The following is a 16,999-nucleotide window of genomic DNA, read 5'->3' on the forward strand; positions in this document are numbered from 1 at the left end:
GCTCAATCGGCAGTAAAAGACCCCGCTTGGTTCGGGGTTTTTTATTGCCTGCAAAGTGGGTAAGGATTGCCGCAGGTTTGTCGTCTTGCGCTGTAAGTCTTCGCTTACTCTTTCGTAAGTATTCACTATTTTACAAGATGCTAGTCGTACATTTTCCTACGCAGCCGCATGCTATCTACATGATTTATATGCATATTTTATTTTATCAAGAACGTATGACACACGTTTTTGACGATCCAGGCCAGTTGCTCTTGGTAGGGAACTCTCTAGTATCTGAACGGTGTCGACGGACAGGCACGCCCTTCAAGGATGAGGGGAACGGACATCGCAGGAGGCGATTCATCAGGACGATGAAAAGGAACATAGGAATAGGGAAAAAATGTGGGCGGGTCAAACCGCCCCTTTTTTTGCCTTCAGAAAAGCAAAAAGGCCCGCTAGGGGCCTTTTCGGGAACACGCGGAAAATCAGCGTTCGAGGTCTTTGATCTTGCCTTTGACGCCATCCCACTCTTCAGCGTCTGGCATCGATTCTTTCTTCTCAGTGATGTTGGGCCAGATTTCGGCCAGTTCAACGTTCAGCTGAATGAATTCCTGCATACCTTCCGGAACTTCATCTTCGGAGAAGATGGCCACGGCAGGGCATTCTGGTTCGCACAGTGCGCAGTCGATGCACTCATCCGGGTGAATCACCAGGAAGTTCGGGCCTTCGTAAAAGCAGTCCACCGGACAGACTTCTACGCAGTCGGTGTACTTGCACTTGATGCAGTTGTCGGTGACGACGAAGGTCATTTCTAATTTTCTCCTCAGGCGGCGGCAGCGGAGCCCCTTCACGTTGGGGTCGCCAGGTTTGGGAGCGATAGTCTGCTGGCCAGGCTATTAGCCAGCAGCATCCCAAACCGCGCGAGATTCTAACAGCTTGTAGGCAAGTGCGTTAGATCCGGTTCTTTAGTGCATAGAGCATTTCGAGCGCACGACGTGGCGTCATGTCGTCCAGATCCAGCTTGGCGAGATCATCCAGCACCGGATGCGGCAGGCTGGCGAACATGTCGCTTTGCTGCGGCGCGGCCGGCTTGCCCTTGGCAATCACAGGAACTTCATGGGGTAGGGCGGTGGCTTCCAGTCGACCGAGATGCTCACGCGCACGCACGATTACCTCGCTCGGCACGCCAGCCAACTGCGCCACTGCCAGACCGTAACTCTGGCTGGCAGGCCCGGGCAGCACGTGGTGCAGGAACACGATGCGTTCGTTGTGCTCGGTGGCATTGAGGTGAACGTTGGCCACCAGCGGTTGGGCCTCCGGTAGCACCGTCAGCTCAAAGTAGTGGGTGGCGAACAGCGTGTAAGCGCGCAGATGTGCCAATCGCTCGGCAGCAGCCCAGGCCAGGGACAGACCATCGAAGGTGCTGGTGCCGCGACCGACTTCGTCCATCAGCACCAGGCTGCGTTCGGTAGCGTTGTGCAAAATGTTCGCGGTTTCGCTCATTTCAACCATGAAGGTCGAACGGCCGCCCGCCAGGTCATCGCTGGAGCCGATCCGGGTAAAAATCCGGTCCACCAGGGACAGTTCACAACTGGCCGCCGGCACGAAACTGCCGATATGCGCGAGCAAAACGATCAGCGCGGTCTGACGCATGTAGGTGGATTTACCGCCCATGTTCGGACCGGTGATCACCAGCATCCGAGTGTTATCGTCGAGGCTCAGGTCGTTGGCCACGAACGGCGTGCTCAGCACTTGCTCCACCACCGGGTGACGACCCTGGGTGATGCGCATGCAGGGCTCGCTGACGAAACGCGGGCAGTTCAGGTCGAGGTTCAGGGCGCGTTCGGCCAGGTTGCTCAAAACGTCCAGCTCGGCCAGCGCAGCGGCGGTGTCCTGCAGCGGAGGCAATTGGCCGATCAGGTCTTCGAGCAGCGCTTCGTAGAGCATTTTCTCCCGGGCCAGCGCACGGCTCTTGGCCGACAGTGCCTTGTCCTCGAATGCCTTGAGTTCCGGGGTAATGAAACGCTCGGCACCTTTCAGCGTCTGGCGGCGGATGTAGTCTGCCGGCGCGGACTCAGCCTGTTTGCTCGGCAACTCGATGAAGTAACCGTGAATGCGGTTGTACCCGACTTTCAGGTGCGACAGACCGGTGCGCGCTTTTTCGCGAGCTTCCAGATCAATCAGGAACTGCCCGGCGTTTTCGCTCAGCGATTGCAGATCGTCGAGTTCGTTGTCGTAGCCGGTTTTCAACACGCCACCGTCACGGATCACCGCCGGCGGGTTGTCGATAATGGCTTTTTCCAGCAGCGCCGCCAGTTGCGGATAGGTGCTGGTGGTCTTGGCCAGTTGAATGATGTGCGGCGCTTCAAGCTCGGTCATCGCCACCTGCAACTCAGGCAACGCACCCAGCGCATCGCGCAGACGAGCGAGGTCACGAGGGCGGGCATTGCGCAGGCCGATCCGCGCCAGAATCCGCTCGATGTCGCCGATTTCCTTGAGTTGCGGTTGCAGTTTCTCGAAGCGGTAGCCGTCGAGCAGGCACGTGATCGAGGTCTGGCGCGCCAGCAATACGGTTAGATCCCGCAACGGACGGTTCAACCAACGGGTCAGCAAGCGGCTGCCCATGGCGGTCTGGCAACGATCGACCACCGATTGCAGGGTGTTGTCGCGGCCACCGGCCAGGTTGGTGTCCAGTTCCAGGTTGCGACGGCTGGCGCCGTCCAGCACCACGGTGTCATCCAGGCGCTCGTGACGCAGGCTGCGCAAGTGCGGGAGGGCGGTGCGTTGAGTTTCCTTGGCGTAGCTGAGCAGGCAACCGGCGGCGCCGATGGCCAGGGTCAGGTTCTCGCAGCCAAAGCCTTTCAGGTCCTGGGTAGAGAACTGCTGACAAAGACTTTTCAGCGCCGAGTCGCGCTCAAAATCCCACGGCGCGCGGCGACGAACCCCACGACGTTTTTCCGCCGGCAGGTCCTTTGGCCAATCGTCCGGGATCATCAGCTCGACCGGATTGACCCGCTCCAGCTCCGCCAGCAGGTTTTCCCAGCCCTTGATTTCCAGCACCGTGAAGTTGCCGCTGGTGATGTCCAGCACGGCCAGGCCGAACAGACGCTCGTCACCCAGCACCGCCGCGATCAGGTTGTCCCGGCGCTCATCCAGCAGCGCTTCATCACTGACCGTACCTGGCGTGATGATCCGCACCACCTGACGATCCACCGGCCCTTTACTGGTCGCCGGATCACCCACCTGCTCACAAATCACCACCGACTCACCGAGCTTGACCAGTTTCGCCAAGTAGCCTTCCGCCGCATGGTAAGGAATCCCACACATCGGAATCGCCTGACCCGCCGACTGCCCACGGGCGGTCAGGGTGATGTCCAGCAACTTGGCGGCTTTCTTCGCGTCTTCATAGAAGATCTCGTAGAAATCGCCCATGCGGTAGAACATCAGCTGGTCAGGGTGCTGGTTCTTCAGGCGCCAGTACTGCTGCATCATTGGCGTGTGGGAAGACAGATCGGAGATGGCTTTATTCATCGGAAATTCAGGAAAACTCGTTGAAAGGTGTAGGGCAAAGGAGGGGCATTGGCCCGGCTTTTCCGCAATGGGCGCAAGATTACCATGGGCGGTCCGCTCGACGCAGGCATGAAAGCCCTGCGGCACATTTCTGCTGGATATGCGTCGGATATGCAAAACAGCATTTGTTTTCGGCAAAAAGAACACGCACTATGCGCAGTATGCAAAAACGCAATGTTTCTACCGTCTTAAGAGCGCTGCTCGATCAACACGGGATCTCCCCCACGGAGCTTCACCGTCGCACCGGCGTGCCTCAATCCACACTCTCGCGGATCCTCGGCGGGAAGATCGTCGATCCTTCGGATAAACACATCTCGAAGATTGCCGAGTACTTCGCCGTCAGCACTGATCAGTTGCGTGGCCGCACGGATGTGTCGGTGAGCGCCAATAAGGGGCGCGAAGCAGTGCATTCCGAACTCAAGGATATAAGTCTGTGGGACGACGATACGCCCGTCGATGACGATGAGGTGTCGGTCCCCTTTCTTCGCGAGGTTGAATTGGCTGCGGGATCAGGAAGATTCGTCATCGAAGAGAGCGAACGCTCTAGTCTGCGCTTCGGCAAGCGCAGTTTGCGCCACAATGGCGTGCAATTCGATCAGGCAAAATGCGTGACGGTGCGCGGCAACAGCATGTTGCCCGTGCTGCGCGATGGCGCAACAGTTGGCGTGAACGCCGGCAAGTGCGGGATTGGCGACATCGTTGATGGCGACCTTTATGCGATCAACCATAACGGTCAGTTGCGCGTGAAACAGCTTTATCGCCTGCCGATCGGGATCCGCCTGCGCAGCTTCAATCGCGATGAACACCCGGACGAGGACTACACCTTCCAGGAAATCCAGGAAGAGCAGATTGTCATTCTTGGTCACGTCTTCTGGTGGGGCATGTACGCCCGCTAACCTCACCGCTTTCAGACAAAAACCGCCATTCAGCGGTTTTTTTTCGCCTGTCGAAAACCGCCAGCGCCTTTGTTTGTTGTATTTTTATGCATTGGTGCATTCTCTGCGAACAGGCAAATGCATTTACGCATTGACTGTGTATGCATCCATGCATATTCTTCCTCTCAAGCCGCTCAACAAGGCAGCGCTGAACCGGCCTCAACGGTTCAGATGGGTGGCTACTGAACGTTTGAAAGAACCCCTTATCACTCACATCAGGAGGCGAGACATGACGATCGAGCAACAAGCGTTGCTGGACATGCCGAGCTGGCTCGTCATCGTCCTAGCACTGGTGGGCGGGGTGTCTGGCGAAATGTGGCGTGCCGACAAGGACGGTGCTCGCGGCTGGTCACTGCTGCGGCGTCTGGCATTGCGCTCGGGGGCCTGCATGATCTGCGGGATCTCGGCCATCATGTTGTTGTATGCCGCTGGCTTGTCGATCTGGGCCGCAGGGGCTTTTGGATGCCTCACCGCCATGGCCGGGGCAGACGTCGCCATCGGGCTTTATGAGCGCTGGGCTGCCAAGCGGATTGGCGTTTGCGAAGTGCCGCCGCGCGATTCTCGTCCTGATCAACAGTGAACGGGCATCGCTGACCGCGGACTGATTGCCTTGCAGGCTTATCACGCCTATATCAGAGCCTTCGCACCCTCACATTTTGATTAATCCTGCGCCTTGCAAGCGCGATACGCTCGTGTACGGTAGTTCTAATTCCGCTTCCGTTCGCTCAGGAGATGACCGTGAAAGAAATCACCCAACTGGCCGCTGAACTGGGCAGACGCATGCAGGTTCTCAATGCTCACGTCACGGCGGCCGAGTCCTGTACCGGCGGCGGCATCTCGGAGGCGATCACTCGCATTCCGGGGAGTTCGGCGTGGTTCGAGGCCGGTTATGTCACCTACTCCAACCGGCAGAAAACCAAGCAATTGAACGTTCCGGTCGAGTTGTTTTCCACCTTGGGCGCGGTCAGTCGCGAGGTGGTTGAGGCGATGGTGCGAGGTGCGCAGGAAAAGAGCCGGGCGCATTTTGCCGTGGCGGTCAGCGGTGTGGCGGGGCCGGATGGCGGTTCTCCGAGTAAGCCGGTGGGCACGGTCTGGCTGGCCTGGGGGGTTGGCGAGCGGGTGTTCAGCGAGGAGCAACACTTCGCCGGTAATCGCGATGAGGTCCGCCGACAAACGGTGAAGGCCGCGCTAGAGGGGCTGCTGCGCCATGCCGCCACAGAAATCTCAAATCAGGGGTAGGCGATCCTGAAACGCTGTGGAATAATACTGGCTACTTATACAGGTGTTGGCCGTCAGGCCTTATTGATTACGTGAGGACTTTAATGGACGACAACAAGAAGAAAGCCTTGGCTGCGGCCCTGGGTCAGATCGAACGTCAATTCGGCAAGGGTGCCGTAATGCGTATGGGCGATCAGGACCGTCAGGCGATCCCGGCTATCTCCACTGGCTCTCTGGGTCTGGACATCGCGCTCGGCATTGGCGGTCTGCCAAAAGGTCGTATCGTTGAAATCTACGGTCCTGAATCCTCCGGTAAAACCACTCTGACACTTTCCGTGATCGCCCAGGCTCAAAAAGCCGGCGCGACCTGCGCATTCGTCGATGCCGAACACGCCCTTGATCCTGAGTACGCCGGCAAACTGGGTGTCAACGTCGACGACCTGCTGGTTTCCCAGCCGGACACCGGCGAGCAGGCCCTGGAAATCACCGACATGCTGGTGCGTTCCAACGCCGTTGACGTAATCATCGTCGACTCCGTGGCTGCTCTGGTGCCAAAGGCCGAAATCGAAGGCGAAATGGGCGACATGCACGTCGGCCTGCAAGCCCGTCTGATGTCCCAGGCGCTGCGTAAAATCACCGGTAACATCAAGAACGCCAACTGCCTGGTGATCTTCATCAACCAGATCCGTATGAAAATCGGCGTGATGTTCGGCAGCCCGGAAACCACCACTGGTGGTAACGCGCTGAAGTTCTACGCTTCGGTTCGTCTGGACATCCGTCGTACCGGTGCGGTGAAAGAAGGTGATGAAGTCGTCGGTAGTGAAACCCGCGTCAAAGTCGTGAAGAACAAAGTGGCTTCGCCGTTCCGTCAGGCCGAGTTCCAGATCCTTTACGGCAAAGGCATCTACCTCAATGGCGAGATGATCGACCTCGGTGTTCTGCACGGTTTCGTTGAGAAATCCGGCGCCTGGTACGCCTACAACGGCACCAAGATCGGTCAGGGCAAGGCCAACTCGGCCAAGTTCCTGGCGGACAACCCGGAAATCGCCGCGACGCTTGAGAAGCAACTGCGTGACAAGTTGCTGACCCCGGCGCCGGACGTCAAAGCATCGCCAGTCAAAGAGACTGCTGATGACCTGGCTGACGCTGATATCTGATTGATCCGATGACCGCCGTACTCGATACACTCGTCGCGGTGCGGCGAACCGCAATGGACCTGCTCGCACGACGCGAGCATGGTCGAGTTGAGCTGACGCGTAAACTGCGTCAGCGCGGCGCCCTCCCTGAAATGATCGACACCGCACTCGACCGCTTGACGGAAGAGGGCCTGCTGTCCGAATCCCGTTACCTCGAAAGCTTTGTTTCCTACCGTGCCCGTTCCGGTTATGGCCCTTTGCGTATTCGTGAGGAGCTTGGCCAGCGCGGCCTGCAACGTGCCGATATTGAACTCGCGTTACGCGAGAGCGGTATCAACTGGCAGGAGCAACTGGAGGATACCTGGCGGCGTAAATTTTCCGGACATCTGCCGATAGACGCTCGGGAGCGTGCCAAGCAGGGGCGCTTCCTGAGTTATCGGGGATATTCCATGGAGATGATCGGCCGCTTGTTCAGTGGCCGGGGAATGGATGATTGATAAAAAGTGGCCCGCTATTTCGATAGCGGGCCATTTTTTTTGCCTCAAATCACTTTTGAGGGCTCTCGCGTGCGCTGTTGCGCATGAGGTTTGGAGTGGGCCCAGTTTTCCGGCAGGTTGATGTAGTCCACCAGTTCGCGCAGCCGACCATGATCACGCGCATTGAAGTTGAACGCCAGTCGCGCCAGGTGGCTGAACTGCGCTTCGTCGTGCTCCTCGCCGCTGTAGGCGTGCTGATGAAAACGATCGCTCAGGCGCAGGTCGGCAAATGCCTCCTGCATGTGATCGAGCGCCTGGTCGCTGAGTGTGTGGTTCATGCGAATCACGAACTGATGCTTGAGCCAGCGGCTGGAGTGGAAGTTGCTGTAGAACTGGTTGATCTGCTCCACTGCTTCTTCGGCGCTGTAGACCAGGCTCACGAGCTTCATGTCGGTCGGCAGGATGTAGCGATTTTCCTCCAGTTGATGGTGAATGAAGTCCAGCGCGCCTTGCCAGAATTTGCCGCCCGGCGCGTCCAGCAATACCACCGGCACCAAGGGGCTTTTGCCGGTCTGAATCAATGTCAGCACTTCCAGCGCCTCATCCAGGGTGCCAAAACCGCCGGGGCACAGGACCAGCGCATCGGCTTCTTTGACGAAGAACAGCTTGCGGGTAAAAAAGAAGTGGAAGGGCAACAGATTCGCGGTGCCTTGCACGGTGGGGTTGGCATGTTGCTCGAAGGGTAGGGTGATGTTGAAGCCCAGGCTGTGCTCCCTGCCGGCCCCTTCGTGCGCCGCCGCCATGATGCCGCCGCCAGCGCCGGTGATGACCATCAGGTCCGAGCGCGCCAGCGCGGCGCCCAGTTCTCGGGCCAGACCATACAACGGGTGTTCGATGGGTGTTCGGGCCGAGCCAAACACGGTGACTTTGCGTCGGCCGCGGAACTGCTCGAGTACACGGAAGGCGTGCTCCAGTTCACGCAGGGCTTGGAGGGTAATCTTGGCATTCCAGCGGTTGTGATCTTCCTGGGCCATGCGTAGCACGGTCAGGATCATGTCGCGGTAGATGGGGATATTGGGGCTGTTGGGTGAAACCAGGTTGAGTTGTTCTTCGACCTTGCTGGTGAGGTCGTGGCCGCTTTCTTCAAAATGACGGCTTAGCAGGTCATTCGGTTGGTAAGGCATCAATTTCTCCTTCCATACAGGCTGTGTTTTCCCTTGATGCAGGAAACCTTCGCACAAATCGCACAACAAGACGCGTCGCAGCCGGCTCCTTTCCAGTCCGTAAAAGTGAATGGGAACACTATGAATCTAGACCCTCGCGAAGGTTTGCGCTGCCTTGATCATTGCGCCGCAAAGTCTTTCCTGGCAACCGCTTATTGACGATTTGCAAGGTGATTTCACCGCTCGTCTGAAGGCAGGCGGAGTGTCCAGCGCTCTGATTTACTAAGCTAAAGGTGTGACACGACAACTTTGCGTCAAGAGCAGGACGCGCGACTCAAGAAGTTGAAGGATTTTCGCTCAAGCAGGGCGAGGAGCAAGGAGGCGGGACGCTATGACCAGGGTCATTCTGGAGATCGATACGCAACTGTATCGATCGCTCAAGTCATCAGCCGAGACTCATCATGTGAGTCTCGAAGAGGAGTGCTGCCGACGCCTGGAGGAGACCAAGCGACGATCAAGTTACTTGCAGGCTTTGCTGGCAGAACTGCGCGCCGAGGATGAACAGCGGCGCGCCAATTCCGAGTGATTACTTTTTCTTGGTCGGAGCTGCTTTCGGGCAGTCCGATTCCTGATAGCTGGCGGAGCCGACCGCCTTGTTGGTTTTCACTTCCGTGAAGTCGTAACGCATAATCGCGCCCTTGGCCATCAGTTTGCGGTACGACGGGTTGTTGCAAACGGAGGCGCCAAGCTGGAAATACACGGCTTTCGGATCAGCACGCATCTTGTTGGCGTGGCTGCTCTGTACGCTCAGGTGGTTGATCAGCGTTTTGCCTTCGACGGTGTAGCCCTGATCAAGAATGTCTTCGTTGATCGCCCGTGGAGTGCCAACACTGCTTTGTGTGGCGACGTTTTGCAGCTCTCTGTTGAGATTCTGCTCACTCAAGGACGCAGCCTGAGCGCTGAAGGACGACGCCAGCAAAATGGCAGCGGTGGGGACGATAAGGCGCAGCATGAAACTCTCCTGGTTCAGTGACTGGTGCTTCGACCCGTCACATGACTGTGCGTTCAGTGGCGGCGAATTATAGGGGAGGAGCTCCGGACGGTACAGGCTTGCGCCGGCTGCTCTGATAAACTGGCGCCACTTTTTGCCCTGCCGAGTGCTTTTCGTGTCGATTTACTTTCCCTGCCGGCGCTGCCTGCGATGATCCCTGCCACCCCACACTTTGCTGCCAACGCCGTGGCCCGCTTGCGCGATGCGCGAGAGGAAGAGGGTATCAAGCCGATTCAGGCCCGAGGCTGGAGGGCGTCGCGTTGCCGTGCCTGCCGCGTGATCGAGAGCCATTGCCTGTGCGCCTGGCGCCCGCACGTCGAGGCACGCTCTGGTGTGTGCCTGATCATGACCAACAAGGAAGTGTTCAAACCGAGTAACACCGGTTGGCTGATTGCCGATGTGGTGCGCGACAACCATGCGTTTATCTGGTCGCGTAAAGAGGTTGATGAACAACTACTGGCGCTGCTGGCCGACCCGCAGTGGCAGCCGTATCTGGTGTTTCCGGGCGAGTACGTCGAACCGGAGCGTGTCACCAACAGCGTCGACACGGACAGTTCAAAGCGTCCACTGTTTATTCTGCTGGACGCCACCTGGACTGAAGCTCGAAAGATCTTCCGCAAAAGCCCCTATTTCGATCGCCTGCCGATCCTGAGCCTGCTGCCCGAAAAGTTGTCGCGGTACCGGCTGCGCAGATCGACCCGTAGCGAGCATTTGTGCACCGCAGAAGTGGCAGCACTGTGTCTGGATCTGGCGGGCGACACGGCAGCGGCATCGGCACTGGACGCCTACTTTGACGTATTCAGTCAGCATTACCTGGACGCAAAACATCAGCTGGACATGAACGTTGCAACACCCGCTCACGCCGAACTGATGCCCTTCGTGCAAAACACTGCGCCGGCCATCTGCCCGGAGACGCCCATACTGTAGAAAAATTGGGCCATTGGTCTAACGCCGCGCAGCTTGACCACCCCGGTTTCGCTGGGCATGCTTGGCGCCGATTGGGGCGCGGCCATGTTTGATACGCCGTGTTTTTACTTGAACAGCTATGTGATTGGCGTTGAACGTGCCCCGTGGGTACAGCTCCGTGGCTGTGCCTTGAGTTGTTTGAAAAAACAGGATCATTTGAAAAATGGCCACATACGAAATCCTGATTGCCGACGATCACCCGCTGTTTCGTAGCGCGCTGCACCAGGCCGTCACCCTGGGCCTGGGCCCGGATGTTCGTCTGGTGGAAGTCGCGAGCATTGCCGAGCTGGAAGCCCGACTGGGTGAAAAGTCTGATTGGGATCTGGTGCTGCTGGACCTGAACATGCCCGGCGCCTACGGTTTTTCCGGGCTCGTGCTGTTGCGCGGTCAGTACCCGCAAATTCCAGTGGTGATGGTCTCCGCGCAGGAAGAAGCGTCGATCATGGTCAAGTCCCGTGAGTTCGGCGCCAGTGGGTTCATTCCAAAATCGAGCGACCTGAGTGTCATCCAGAAAGCCGTACGCGCGGTGCTCGACGGCGATGTATTCTGGCCTCCTCAGGCGTTTGAAGCGGTCAGTGTTTCCGATGAGGCCAAGGCTGCCAGCGAGGGCCTCGCGAGCCTGACGCCTCAGCAGTTCCGGGTGTTGACCATGGTCTGTGAAGGCTTGCTGAACAAACAGATTGCTTACGAACTGAGCGTCTCCGAAGCGACGATCAAGGCCCACGTTACAGCGATTTTCCGCAAGCTGAATGTGCGAACCCGGACTCAGGCAGCGTTACTCCTGCAACAACTTGAGTCAATTGCGAGCCACTAAACGGCTACCTGTTCACGCTTTTTTAACCTTGCTTCATCTAGCGTTCCCATTCCTATCTGGTCAGTTGCCTACTCTATGTCACCTTTCAAAGGCCAAACCGGCCTAAAACGCATCCTCAACGCCTCCGGTTATTCGCTGGATGGCCTGCGCGCAGCTTTCACCGGTGAAGCGGCTTTTCGGCAACTGGTGTTGCTCAACGTCATCCTGATTCCGGTTACGTTCTTCTTGAATGTCAGCCGCGTCGAACAGGCGCTGCTGATCGCTGTCTGCCTGCTGGCGTTGATCGTCGAGTTGCTGAACTCGGCAGTAGAAGCGGCCATCGATCGCATCTCTCTTGAATTGCACCCGCTGTCGAAAAACGCCAAGGACATGGGCAGCGCCGCTCAATTCGTGGCGTTGACCATGATCGCGCTGGTCTGGGCCGTCATCCTGCTTTAAGCGATGCTCGGCAAAACGATCTCGTCGCTGCGCTGAACCCCGGCGGTGAAAGCGCGGCACAGATCGAGGAACTCGCGCATCGCCGACGTTTGATATTTCTGTTTGTGCCAGATGAAATAGAACTGCCGCGCCAGGTCCAGATCCGGTGTCTCCACCGGCACCAGGCTGCCACGGCGGAACGCATCGCGCAGTGCCAGCCGTGAAATACAGCCAATCCCCAATCCCGACTCCACCGCGCGCTTGATCGCTTCGGTGTGTTCCAGTTCGAGCCGGATATTCAATGCGCTGCGATGGTGACGCATGGCCTGGTCGAAGGTCAGCCGCGTGCCAGAGCCTTGCTCTCGCAAGATCCACGCCTCGTGACTCAGCTCCTCCATGGTCGCAATGCCGCGTTTGGCCAGTGGATGCTGGGGTGCGCAAAACACCACCAGTTCATCCTCGACCCAACTCTGCACTTCGATGTCCGGATGGCTGCAGTCGCCTTCGATCAGACCCAGATCAATTTCGTAGTGGGCGACTTGTTGCACGATATTGGCGGTGTTCTGTACGTGCAGCTTCACCTGGCTTTCCGGGTGGCGCTGCATGAAGCTGCCGATCAGCAGGGTGGCGAGGTAATTGCCGATGGTCAGGGTCGCGCCGACCGCCAGCGAGCCGAAACCGGACTTGCCGTTGAGCAGGTCTTCGATTTCCTTGGACTGATCGAGCAATGCCACCGCTTGTGGCAGCAACTGTTTGCCCAAGGCGTTAAGGCTCAGCCGTTTGCCGGCGCGGTCGAACAGCTGGCAGCTGGACTGGCGCTCCAGTTCGGTGATCGAGGTGCTCGCCGCCGATTGCGACAGGTTCAGCAAGCCCGCAGCACGGGATACGCTTTCCTGCTGGGCGACGGCGACGAATACTTGAAGTTGACGGAGAGTAAATCGCATATCTATATAACCGATAACCCTTATCTTAATAATCCATTTAACAGATATTGTCTCTGCCTTTAGAATGCGATGCAATTGCGCACATCGATGGCGCAGGCAAAATCTCCAGGAGTCCCACGTACATGAGCAACATGAACCACGAGCGTGTCCTCAGTGTTCATCACTGGAACGACACTCTGTTCAGCTTCAAGTGCACCCGCGATCCGGGCCTGCGCTTCGAGAACGGTCAGTTCGTGATGATCGGCCTGCAACAGCCCAACGGCCGCCCGCTTATGCGCGCTTACTCGATTGCCAGCCCGAACTGGGAAGAACATCTCGAGTTCTTCAGCATCAAGGTGCCTGATGGCCCGCTGACTTCCCAGTTGCAGCATCTGAAGGAAGGCGACGAGATCATCATCAGCAAGAAGCCTACCGGCACGCTGGTGCTGGATGACTTGAAGCCTGGCAAACATTTGTACCTGCTCAGCACCGGTACCGGTCTGGCGCCGTTCATGAGCGTCATCCAGGACCCGGAAACCTACGAGCGTTTCGAAAAAGTGATCCTGTGCCACGGCGTGCGTTACGTCAACGAAGTCGCTTACCGCGAATTCATCACCGAGCACCTGCCGCAGAACGAGTTCTTCGGCGACGCGCTGCGTGACAAGTTGATCTACTACCCGACCGTGACCCGCGAGCCGTTCGAGAACGAAGGTCGCCTGACCGACCTGATGCGCAGCGGCAAGCTGTTCAGCGACATCGGCCTGCCGCCGATCAACCCGCAGGACGACCGCGCCATGCTGTGTGGCAGCCCGAGCATGCTCGACGAGACCAGCGAAGTGTTGAACAGCTTCGGCCTGAAAGTTTCGCCGCGGATGCGCGAGCCGGGTGATTACCTGATCGAGCGTGCGTTCGTCGAAAAGTGACCGTAGGTCATTTGCAGGAGCTGGCTTGCCAGCGAAGACAGTCTGTCAGTAGGCGATAATGCCGGCAGACAAACCGCTATCGCTGGCAAGGTCTCTGTAGGAGCACGGCTTGCCGGCGATGGCGGTCTGGAGATCGCCATCGCGAGCAAGCTCAGCTCCTACAGAATTGATACCGGAATGACTTCGAGGACGCGAATCACTCCTGCCTCGGGATAATGCCAACGCACATCCAGGTCCCAGAACTGCGCGCCATATTCCCGTTCAGGCGTAGGAATCTGGTAGGCCGGGCGTGGGTCCTGTGCCAAACATTGTTCGATCAACGCCACCAAGGGCTCTTCAAGGCGCTGAGCATGGCCATGAGCCTGTTGCAGCGCTGTATCCGTCCACTGCACGGGAATCAGCTGCGGCGCGGCGCTGGCGATGCTGTTGGAGGCGGTGTCGATGATGTCGGCGTAAGGCACGTAGGGTTTGATGTCGAGAATCGGCGTGCCGTCCAGCAGGTCGATGCCGGATATCCACAGTCGATTGGCTTCGACCTTGTCCAGCTTGACCACGGATTGACCGATGCCATTGGGTCGATGCGTGGCGCGGGTGGCGAACACGCCCACGGATTTGTTGCCGCCGAGGCGAGGCGGGCGAACCTTCAAACGCGGCTTTTCCTCCAGAGCCTGATGAAACAGGAACAGCAACCAGACGTGACTGACCTGCTCCAGGCCTTGCACTGCGTCACCCTGATCAAACGGTGCGACCAACTCCAGAACACCGCGAGCGGCCGGGGCCAGTTGCGGCTGGCGCGGGATGGCGAACTTCTCCTTGAAGCAGGAACGCACGAAGCCGATGGGGGAAACGCTGTAGGTCATGGTTTGGGATCGAGGCGGGGTGAGAGGCGGGCATGATAACCCGACCGGCCTCTGAATCGGTGGTGGCAGGAAGGACCTCTTCGCGAGCAAGCCCGCTCCCACAGGAGATTTTCTGTGTTCACAAATGGCGTGACCACCATAGATCCAATGTGGGAGCGGGCTTGCTCGCGAAGGCCGCGCCGCCGATCTAGAGACTAAACCCACCATCCAAAGGAATAATATTCCCGGTCATATACGCCCCCGCCGTACTCGCCAGGCTGATCGCCAGCGCCGCCATCTCTTCCTCCCGACCCCAACGCTTCATCGGAATCAGCGCCGTATCCTCTGCCAACGCCTGTTCATCATTGCCAATGTGCTGGGTCATTTTGCTCGGGAAACGTCCCGGCGCAATCACGTTGACGTTGATGTGCTGGCTCACCAGCTCCCGCGCCAGAATCCGCGACAATTGGTGCAAGGCCGCTTTACTCGGGCCGTAGGCATAAGCCTGTTCACCAAAGGAAGAAATCCCGGCCACCGAGCCGATGTTGATGATCCGCGCTGGATTGGCCTCAGAACCGGCTTTGCGCAACAGCGGTAAAAACTGCTGAATGCAGTTGAACACTGACGTCACGTTGAGCTGCATGACCTTTTCCCAGCCCTTGACCGGGTAGCTTTCCAGCGGCGCACCCCAAGTGGTGCCGGCATTGTTCACCAGAATATCCAGATGAGTGATCTGTTCGCCTAGTCGCGTAGCCAGCTCAAGTACGCCTTCTTCGGTCGCCAGGTTGGCCGCCACCCCGTGGCAACGCCCGAATGCGCTCAACTCGTCAGCCGTTTGCTGGCAGGCTTCAGCATCCCGGGCGCAGACGTACACGGTAGCGCCGGCTTCGACATAAGCCTTGGCGATCATTTTGCCGATACCACGGGTGCCGCCGGTCACCAGTGCGGTGCGGCCTTGCAGGGAAAAATACGGGTGCATGGCGAATCCTGAGAGCTGAGGGTGAATACACCCTAGTCGTCTGCCTCCGTCAGCGGAGCCACTATTTTTGCGAGGAATGAGGGTCTATACAGCCTGACCTGCGGCAGCCTCTGTAGGAGCACAGCTTGCTGACGATGGCGATCTTCAAAACGCCATCGCCAGCAAGCTGTGCTCCTACAGGGGGCGGGGCGCTTACTGCGGGCGAACGCGCAGGGTCAGGCCTTTGAGGAAGTTGCGCAACAACTGGTCGCCACAGGTGCGGTAGTTGGTGTGGCCGAACTTGCGGAACAGCGCGCTCAGTTCAGGCTTGGACACCGGGAATTCGGCGGCCTTGAGGATCGCGTGCATGTCGTCTTCTTTCAGTTCGAAGGCCACGCGCAGTTTTTTCAGGATGATGTTGTTGGTCACCGGGATTTCGATCGGCTGTGGCGGACGGCTTTCGTCCTTGCCGCGCTTGAAGATCACCAGGCCATCAAGGAAATGCGCCATGACGTCGTCCGGGCAGCGGACGAAGCCTTCCTCGTCTTCTTCTTTCTTGTCGAGGTAAGTCAGCAGGTCGGCGAGGGTCACGTCCATGCCGCCGAGCTTGATGATCTCGATGACTTTCTTGTCGCTGATGTCCAGCATGTAGCGAACGCTGCGCAATACGTCGTTGTGAATCATGGTGTGCAATCCTGATATTCAGCAGTGGGCGCCGCATCAGACAGCGGCGCCGGAATGTGTGGCGGCGGGAGAAGTCTTAGAACTTCTCTTTGCCGGACAGGTAGCGCCATTGCCCCAGCGGCACTTTGCCGATGGATACGCCGCCGATGCGGATGCGGCGGATGGCGACGACCTTCAGGCCGACGGCCTGGCAAAACAGGGCGATCACACCCGGTTGCGGGTTCTTCATCGCAAAACGCAGGCGGTTTTCGTTCTGCCAGCTGGCTTTGACTGGCGGCAGTTCCTTGCCCTTGTAGGTCAGACCGTGGTTCAGGCGGTTGAGACCGTGTGCCACCATCTCGCCTTCAACCTCGACCACATACTCTTGCTCGATCTTGCTGGCATCGGCAGTAAGCTTGCGCAGGATCTTCCAGTCCTGGGTGAACACCAGCAACCCACTGGCATTGGCCTGCAGGTCGGTGCTGGCGGTCAGGCGCAGGAAATGGCCCTTGAGCGGACGTTTGCTGAAGCGATGTTCTTCGCTCAGGGTCTCGGCGCTCAGGGTGGCCATGGCGGTGTCCGCGTCCATGCCCACGGGCACGTTCAACAGGAGGGTCACCGGTTCTGGCGCAGTGGCTTTGGCCTCTGGATCAAGCTCGACTTTTTGAGTGTCGACCTTGAACTGCGGCTCGTCGATGACTTCACCGTCCACGGTCACCCAGCCGCCCTCGATGAACAGCTCAGCCTCCCGACGGGAACAGCCGACGAGTTCGATGAGGCGTTTGGAGAGACGAATCGGGTCAGTCATGACAGGGCCGTAACAAAAAAAGGGGTGGGCATTGTACCTGCCTGGCGCCGGTTAATCCCGGCTCCATTTCAGTGCGGCGGCATTTAGTGTAGGAGCTGGCTTGCCGGCGAAGAGGCCCGGGAGTCTTGCGGCGATCAATCGGACGCCTTCGCTGGCAAGC

General features: G+C 58.3%; 19 protein-coding genes. 10 read left to right on the forward strand and 9 right to left on the reverse strand.

The annotated features are described in order from the left end of the window. Positions 1–464: 464 nt before the first annotated feature. Positions 465–788 carry a ferredoxin FdxA gene (fdxA, locus tag ACA048_RS05880; RefSeq protein ID WP_007949364.1) on the reverse strand — a complete coding sequence of 108 codons (324 nt, stop codon included), beginning with the start codon at positions 786–788 and terminating at the stop codon, positions 465–467. Positions 789–930: 142 nt separating this feature from the next. Then, positions 931–3,498: a DNA mismatch repair protein MutS gene (mutS, locus tag ACA048_RS05885; protein ID WP_497629806.1), complete on the reverse strand. Its 2,568-nt coding sequence runs from the start codon at positions 3,496–3,498 to the stop codon at positions 931–933. Between the two features lie 212 nt (positions 3,499–3,710). On the opposite strand from mutS, the gene ACA048_RS05890 reads away from it, so the two are divergent. From ACA048_RS05890 to recX, 5 genes are all read left to right on the forward strand, one after another. Then, complete coding sequence (locus tag ACA048_RS05890) at positions 3,711–4,445, forward strand: XRE family transcriptional regulator (RefSeq protein WP_497629807.1); 735 nt, start codon at positions 3,711–3,713, stop codon at positions 4,443–4,445. 268 nt (positions 4,446–4,713) lie between these two features. Next, positions 4,714–5,064: a phage holin family protein gene (locus ACA048_RS05895; protein ID WP_223512318.1), complete on the forward strand. Its 351-nt coding sequence runs from the start codon at positions 4,714–4,716 to the stop codon at positions 5,062–5,064. Between the two features lie 158 nt (positions 5,065–5,222). Further along, a complete protein-coding gene (locus ACA048_RS05900) occupies positions 5,223–5,723 on the forward strand; it encodes a CinA family protein (protein WP_497628317.1) in 501 nt (166 codons plus the stop codon). An 83-nt stretch (positions 5,724–5,806) separates the two neighbouring features. Then, on the forward strand, positions 5,807–6,859 hold the full coding sequence (gene recA, locus ACA048_RS05905; RefSeq protein ID WP_007947175.1) for a recombinase RecA: 1,053 nt from the start codon (positions 5,807–5,809) through the stop codon (positions 6,857–6,859). An 8-nt stretch (positions 6,860–6,867) separates the two neighbouring features. Beyond that, positions 6,868–7,335 carry a recombination regulator RecX gene (recX, locus tag ACA048_RS05910; RefSeq protein ID WP_223512315.1) on the forward strand — a complete coding sequence of 156 codons (468 nt, stop codon included), beginning with the start codon at positions 6,868–6,870 and terminating at the stop codon, positions 7,333–7,335. Between the two features lie 44 nt (positions 7,336–7,379). On the opposite strand, the gene ACA048_RS05915 is transcribed toward recX, so the two are convergent. Beyond that, positions 7,380–8,498: an LOG family protein gene (locus ACA048_RS05915; RefSeq protein ID WP_497628318.1), complete on the reverse strand. Its 1,119-nt coding sequence runs from the start codon at positions 8,496–8,498 to the stop codon at positions 7,380–7,382. A 370-nt stretch (positions 8,499–8,868) separates the two neighbouring features. Between ACA048_RS05915 and ACA048_RS05920 the strand changes: the two genes are divergently transcribed. Beyond that, positions 8,869–9,063 (forward strand): hypothetical protein, encoded by a 195-nt coding sequence (locus ACA048_RS05920; RefSeq protein WP_497628319.1) that lies wholly within the window; start codon positions 8,869–8,871, stop codon positions 9,061–9,063. Here ACA048_RS05920 and ACA048_RS05925 read toward each other — a convergent pair whose 3' ends face one another. Next, positions 9,064–9,489, reverse strand: a complete 426-nt coding sequence (locus tag ACA048_RS05925; RefSeq protein WP_497628320.1) for a PA3611 family quorum-sensing-regulated virulence factor — start codon at positions 9,487–9,489, stop codon at positions 9,064–9,066. A gap of 189 nt (positions 9,490–9,678) precedes the next feature. Between ACA048_RS05925 and ACA048_RS05930 the strand changes: the two genes are divergently transcribed. The 3 genes from ACA048_RS05930 (at position 9,679) to ACA048_RS05940 (ending at position 11,746) form a co-directional block, all read left to right on the forward strand. Then, complete coding sequence (locus ACA048_RS05930) at positions 9,679–10,455, forward strand: tRNA-uridine aminocarboxypropyltransferase (RefSeq protein WP_497628321.1); 777 nt, start codon at positions 9,679–9,681, stop codon at positions 10,453–10,455. Between the two features lie 202 nt (positions 10,456–10,657). Further along, entirely contained in the window at positions 10,658–11,308 is a 651-nt protein-coding gene (gene erdR, locus ACA048_RS05935; RefSeq protein ID WP_497628322.1) for a response regulator transcription factor ErdR, read from the forward strand. 75 nt (positions 11,309–11,383) lie between these two features. Beyond that, entirely contained in the window at positions 11,384–11,746 is a 363-nt protein-coding gene (locus tag ACA048_RS05940; protein ID WP_223512309.1) for a diacylglycerol kinase, read from the forward strand. Here ACA048_RS05940 and ACA048_RS05945 read toward each other — a convergent pair. Then, on the reverse strand, positions 11,743–12,669 hold the full coding sequence (locus tag ACA048_RS05945) for a LysR family transcriptional regulator (RefSeq protein WP_497628323.1): 927 nt from the start codon (positions 12,667–12,669) through the stop codon (positions 11,743–11,745). The two genes, ACA048_RS05940 and ACA048_RS05945, sit on opposite strands and share 4 nt — an antisense overlap. Before the next feature lie 122 nt (positions 12,670–12,791). On the opposite strand from ACA048_RS05945, the gene fpr reads away from it, so the two are divergent. Next, positions 12,792–13,571, forward strand: coding sequence for a ferredoxin-NADP reductase (fpr, locus tag ACA048_RS05950; RefSeq protein WP_008054100.1), 780 nt, complete (start codon positions 12,792–12,794; stop codon positions 13,569–13,571). Between the two features lie 158 nt (positions 13,572–13,729). Here fpr and tsaA read toward each other — a convergent pair whose 3' ends face one another. The 4 genes from tsaA to ACA048_RS05970 all read right to left on the reverse strand — a co-directional run bounded on the left by tsaA (position 13,730) and on the right by ACA048_RS05970 (position 16,839). After that, positions 13,730–14,431 (reverse strand): tRNA (N6-threonylcarbamoyladenosine(37)-N6)-methyltransferase TrmO, encoded by a 702-nt coding sequence (gene tsaA, locus ACA048_RS05955; protein WP_497628324.1) that lies wholly within the window; start codon positions 14,429–14,431, stop codon positions 13,730–13,732. Between the two features lie 187 nt (positions 14,432–14,618). Next, the gene (locus ACA048_RS05960; protein ID WP_497628325.1) at positions 14,619–15,389 is read right to left on the reverse strand and encodes an SDR family oxidoreductase; all 771 of its coding nucleotides are present in this window, start codon (positions 15,387–15,389) and stop codon (positions 14,619–14,621) included. Positions 15,390–15,581: 192 nt separating this feature from the next. Next, a complete protein-coding gene (locus tag ACA048_RS05965; RefSeq protein WP_223512306.1) occupies positions 15,582–16,052 on the reverse strand; it encodes a YehS family protein in 471 nt (156 codons plus the stop codon). A gap of 76 nt (positions 16,053–16,128) precedes the next feature. Next, positions 16,129–16,839, reverse strand: a complete 711-nt coding sequence (locus tag ACA048_RS05970) for an rRNA pseudouridine synthase (RefSeq protein ID WP_497628326.1) — start codon at positions 16,837–16,839, stop codon at positions 16,129–16,131. Positions 16,840–16,999 lie beyond the last annotated feature (160 nt).

This window comes from Pseudomonas sp. LBUM1659, assembly GCF_059716045.1.